This is a genomic window from Aurantimonas litoralis (assembly GCF_026153195.1).
In the GTDB taxonomy this organism is placed as follows: domain Bacteria; phylum Pseudomonadota; class Alphaproteobacteria; order Rhizobiales; family Rhizobiaceae; genus Aurantimonas; species Aurantimonas coralicida.
Window position 1 is genome coordinate 1 of the sequence record NZ_JAPFBM010000025.1, and the last position, 5,794, is coordinate 5,794.

A 5,794-nucleotide genomic window follows, 5' to 3' on the forward strand; every position below is an offset into this window, starting at 1 on the left:
CAACTTGCGATTTGCAGACCTGGCGGCGACCGACTTTCCCGCGTCTTGAGACGAAGTATCATGGGCGCTGGGGCGTTTCACGGCCGAGTTCGGAATGGGATCGGGTGCGGCCGCCCCGCTAGAACCACCAGGTCGGCAAATGGCAAGTTGGAAGCTGGTCTTTGGACATTGTGATTGGTGCGCACCCTTTTGGGGTGGGCATTGACGAATGAGAATGATCAAGCCGATCGAGCGATTAGTACCGGTAAGCTTCATGCGTTGCCGCACGTCCACACCCGGCCTATCAACGTGGTGGTCTACCACGGCTCTGATAGGGAGAACTCGTTTTCAGGTGGGTTTCCCGCTTAGATGCCTTCAGCGGTTATCCCGACCGTACATAGCTACCCTGCACTGCGGCTGGCGCCACAACAGGTCCACCAGAGGTACGTCCAACCCGGTCCTCTCGTACTAGGGTCAGATCCTGTCAATTCTCCTGCACCCACGGCAGATAGGGACCGAACTGTCTCACGACGTTCTGAACCCAGCTCACGTACCGCTTTAATTGGCGAACAGCCAAACCCTTGGGACCTGCTCCAGCCCCAGGATGCGATGAGCCGACATCGAGGTGCCAAACAACCCCGTCGATATGGACTCTTGGGGGTCATCAGCCTGTTATCCCCGGCGTACCTTTTATCCGTTGAGCGATGGCCCTTCCACGCGGGACCACCGGATCACTATGACCGACTTTCGTCTCTGCTCGACTTGTCTGTCTCGCAGTCAGGCGGGCTTATGCCATTGCACTCGACGACCGATTTCCGACCGGTCTGAGCCCACCATCGCGCGCCTCCGTTACTCTTTAGGAGGCGACCGCCCCAGTCAAACTACCCACCATACACTGTCCCGGATCCGGATAACGGACCGCGGTTAGACATCCATGACGATAAGGGTGGTATTTCAAGGATGGCTCCACGCGAGCTGGCGCCCACGCTTCAAAGCCTACCACCTATCCTACACATGCCGACACGAATGCCAGTGTAAAGCTATAGTAAAGGTGCACGGGGTCTTTCCGTCTGACCGCAGGAACCCCGCATCTTCACGGGGAATTCAATTTCACTGAGTCTATGTTGGAGACAGCGGGGAAGTCGTTACGCCATTCGTGCAGGTCGGAACTTACCCGACAAGGAATTTCGCTACCTTAGGACCGTTATAGTTACGGCCGCCGTTTACTGGGGCTTCGATTCAGAGCTTGCACCCCTCCTCTTAACCTTCCAGCACCGGGCAGGCGTCAGACCCTATACGTCGTCTTGCGACTTCGCAGAGCCCTGTGTTTTTGATAAACAGTCGCTACCCCCTGGTCTGTGCCACCCCCATCCACTTGCGTAAATGGGGGTCACGCTTCTTCCGAAGTTACGCGTGCAATTTGCCGAGTTCCTTCAACATAGTTCTCTCAAGCGCCTTGGTATACTCTACCAGTCCACCTGTGTCGGTTTCGGGTACGGTCTATACGGTGGGGCTATTTCCTGGAACCTCTTCACCGCACGATCAATCCAATAAGACCGTACGATACACGAGATCCGTCACTCTCCACCAGGCCCACGATTATTAACGTGGTTCCCATCGACTACGCCTTTCGGCCTCGCCTTAGGGGCCGGCTAACCCTGCTCAGATTAACTTTAAGCAGGAACCCTTGGACTTTCGGCGAGGGAGTCTCTCACTCCCTTTATCGTTACTCATGTCAGCATTCGCACTTCCGATACCTCCAGCAGCCCTCACGGGTCCGCCTTCACAGGCCTACGGAACGCTCCGCTACCGCTCGTCAAAGACGAGCCCACAGCTTCGGTGTATGGCTTGAGCCCCGGTACATTTTCGGCGCAAAGACTCTTGATTAGACCAGTGAGCTGTTACGCTTTCTTTAAATGATGGCTGCTTCTAAGCCAACATCCTGGTTGTTTTGGAGTCTTCACATCCTTTCCCACTTAGCCATAACTTGGGGACCTTAGATGGTGGTCAGGGTTGTTTCCCTCTCCACGACGGACGTTAGCACCCGCCGTGTGTCTGCCGGATAGCACTTCCAGGTATTCGGAGTTTGATTAGGTTTGGTAAGTCGGTGAGACCCCCTAGCCCATTCAGTGCTCTACCCCCTGGAGTGTTCATCCGACGCTCTACCTAAATAGATTTCGCGGAGAACCAGCTATTTCCGAGTTTGATTGGCCTTTCACCCCTAGCCACAAGTCATCCCGATCTATTGCAACAGATATGGGTTCGGTCCTTCAGTGCGTGTTACCGCACCTTCAACCTGCTCATGGCTAGATCACTCGGTTTCGGGTCTAATCCGACGAACTGAACGCCCTGTTCAGACTCGCTTTCGCTACGCCTCCACCTATCGGCTTAAGCTTGCTCGCCAGACTAAGTCGCTGACCCATTATACAAAAGGTACGATGTCACCCAGGACGAACCTTGAGCTCCATCTGTTTGTAGGCATTCGGTTTCAGGTACTATTTCACTCCCCTTGTCGGGGTGCTTTTCACCTTTCCCTCACGGTACTGGTTCGCTATCGGTCATGCACGAGTACTTAGGCTTAGAGGGTGGTCCCCCTAATTTCAGACAGGATTTCACGTGTCCCGCCCTACTCGAGGACCATCGGAGACATTATGCGTACGGGGCTATCACCCACTCTTGCCAGGCTTTCCAACCTGTTCCGCTTCTTCTCTCGATGGCCACTGGCCTGGTCCGCGTTCGCTCGCCGCTACTGACGGAGTCTCGGTTGATGTCCTTTCCTTCGGGTACTTAGATGTTTCAGTTCCCCGAGTTCGCTTCTAACCCCTATGTATTCAGAGTTAGATACCTTTTATAGACACCTGTTAATCCAAACGGTTCGCAAAACACGAAGTCTTGCCAACCGCTTGAACTTAACAGGCGTCAAAGGTGGGTTGCCCCATTCGGAAATCCACGGATCAAAGCTTATTCGCAGCTCCCCATGGCTTATCGCAGCGTATCACGTCCTTCATCGCCTGTGCATGCCAAGGCATTCACCAAATGCCCTTAAGTCACTTGATCATTCTCATCGTCAATGCCCACCATCCCGGCCCCGCCAAGCGGCACCAGGAGAGAGAGGCGAACATTCACAATGTCCTCTTCGAACACCGCAAATCCCGGCAAGGTGTGCAACCTCGTCCAAGATCCTGCAGCGGTGTTCTATCTGTCGACCGGGCGGCTAAACCCGATCGACGAAAGACCAGCTTCTTGAGACAGACCCCGACAATGTGCGGTCAGGCACATCGATCACATGACGAAAGGCTTGTTGTCTCCAGTGCCGGGCGATGAACCCTTCACTGGAACCTCTCGTCGACAGATCGTCCAAACCCTGAGCGGGGCATGACCAGCTAAGCTGGCCAAAATGACGACCTTCGAGATCCGTCTTCTTCTTCACGATGATGATTGAGAACAGGCAGACACCCGAACCGAAGTTCGAGGCTGCAAACTATTGTCTTTCTCCTGGATGGCGACTGCCGACGAATGGTGGAGCTTGTCGGGATCGAACCGACGACCCCCTGCTTGCAAAGCAGGTGCTCTCCCAGCTGAGCTAAAGCCCCATGTCCGGGTGCCGTCGACCGGTGCCGACCAAATATGGTGGGCCCGGGTAGATTCGAACTACCGACCTCACCCTTATCAGGGGTGCGCTCTAACCAACTGAGCTACGGGCCCGAACCGTGTCGAGCCTACCGGTCCCACAAACCCGTGACGGGCCTGCGACACCAGACGCAATGGTCCGGCAATTCATCCAGGGAAGAAAGAGAAACGAAGGCGGCGGTGCCTGCCATCACGCCGTACACCCTCCTTGCGAAGGGCTCGTTGGCGCTCTTGTTCTGCGCGGCCCCGTCTGACTAACGGGACCTTTGTTCTAAAACAATCCGATACGGGAAGCCCGGCGGGCCACCTCTTGCGAGATGACGGACCGGACGCCGTGAGGGATCGTCCTTAGAAAGGAGGTGATCCAGCCGCAGGTTCCCCTACGGCTACCTTGTTACGACTTCACCCCAGTCGCTGACCCTACCGTGGTTGGCTGCCTCCTATTGCTAGGTTAGCGCACCACCTTCGGGTAGAACCAACTCCCATGGTGTGACGGGCGGTGTGTACAAGGCCCGGGAACGTATTCACCGTGGCATGCTGATCCACGATTACTAGCGATTCCAACTTCATGCACCCGAGTTGCAGAGTGCAATCCGAACTGAGACGGTTTTTTGGGATTAGCTCACTCTCGCGAGTTGGCTGCCCACTGTCACCGCCATTGTAGCACGTGTGTAGCCCAGCCCGTAAGGGCCATGAGGACTTGACGTCATCCCCACCTTCCTCTCGGCTTATCACCGGCAGTCCCCCTAGAGTGCCCAACTCAATGCTGGCAACTAAGGGCGAGGGTTGCGCTCGTTGCGGGACTTAACCCAACATCTCACGACACGAGCTGACGACAGCCATGCAGCACCTGTGCACTCGTCCCGAAGGAAGGCATCCGTCTCCGGATACCGTCGAGGCATGTCAAGAGCTGGTAAGGTTCTGCGCGTTGCTTCGAATTAAACCACATGCTCCACCGCTTGTGCGGGCCCCCGTCAATTCCTTTGAGTTTTAATCTTGCGACCGTACTCCCCAGGCGGGAAGCTTAATGCGTTAACTGCGCCACCGAAGGATAAATCCTCCGACGGCTAGCTTCCATCGTTTACGGCGTGGACTACCAGGGTATCTAATCCTGTTTGCTCCCCACGCTTTCGCACCTCAGCGTCAGTTGTGGTCCAGTGAGCCGCCTTCGCCACTGGTGTTCCTGCGAATATCTACGAATTTCACCTCTACACTCGCAATTCCACTCACCTCTACCACACTCAAGACACCCAGTATCAGAGGCAGTTCCGGGGTTGAGCCCCGGGATTTCACCCCTGACTTAAATGTCCGCCTACGTGCGCTTTACGCCCAGTAATTCCGAACAACGCTAGCCCCCTTCGTATTACCGCGGCTGCTGGCACGAAGTTAGCCGGGGCTTCTTCTGTGGGTACCGTCATTATCGTCCCCACTGAAAGAGCTTTACAACCCTAGGGCCTTCATCACTCACGCGGCATGGCTGGATCAGGCTTGCGCCCATTGTCCAATATTCCCCACTGCTGCCTCCCGTAGGAGTTTGGGCCGTGTCTCAGTCCCAATGTGGCTGATCATCCTCTTAGACCAGCTATGGATCGTCGCCTTGGTAGGCCATTACCCCACCAACTAGCTAATCCAACGCGGGCTCATCCATCCCCGATAAATCTTTCTCCCGGAGGACGTATACGGTATTATCTCCAGTTTCCCGGAGCTATCCCGTAGGGATGGGTAGATTCCCACGCGTTACTCACCCGTCTGCCACTCACCCCGAAGGATGCGTTCGACTTGCATGTGTTAAGCCTGCCGCCAGCGTTCGTTCTGAGCCAGGATCAAACTCTCAGGTTTGATAAGAGTTGCTCCCGACCATTAGTCACTGTCTCAAAGCATTCGACGAGAGATACTTTTAAAACCGGACCCCCTGCCCGCTCGGCCAAAACCAAACGCACAATCACCAGCCAGCATTCCTGCCAACCAGTGCAAAAAGATCCAGCCTGCTCAAACCTCACACCGCAATCCGAAGACCGCAGCAGTCAGGCTCAAGCCGTACACTCTCATACCGAAACGTGATAACGATCGATCGTTCTCTCATGGATGCCTCGCAATCGGAAAGGAAACCGACACGAAGCTCCAGGCAAACAATCCGCCGCCCACGCTTCTCTTTCTTCTCAATCTTCAGTTTTCAAAGAGCACG

2 tRNA genes and 3 rRNA genes are annotated in these 5,794 nt (G+C 55.3%); all 5 read right to left on the minus strand.

The window, feature by feature from the left end:
- Nucleotides 1-17: 17 nt before the first annotated feature.
- Nucleotides 18-132, minus strand: a 5S ribosomal RNA gene (gene rrf, locus N7I30_RS21535).
- Between the two features lie 82 nt (nucleotides 133-214).
- Nucleotides 215-3,036 (minus strand): 23S ribosomal RNA (locus tag N7I30_RS21540).
- Nucleotides 3,037-3,496: 460 nt separating this feature from the next.
- Nucleotides 3,497-3,572 (minus strand) — tRNA-Ala (locus tag N7I30_RS21545).
- 35 nt (nucleotides 3,573-3,607) lie between these two features.
- A tRNA-Ile gene (locus tag N7I30_RS21550) sits at nucleotides 3,608-3,684 on the minus strand.
- A 277-nt stretch (nucleotides 3,685-3,961) separates the two neighbouring features.
- A 16S ribosomal RNA gene (locus N7I30_RS21555) occupies nucleotides 3,962-5,448 on the minus strand.
- Together the 16S, 23S and 5S rRNA genes with 2 tRNA genes alongside form the textbook arrangement of a ribosomal RNA operon.
- Between the last annotated feature and the right edge of the window lie 346 nt (nucleotides 5,449-5,794).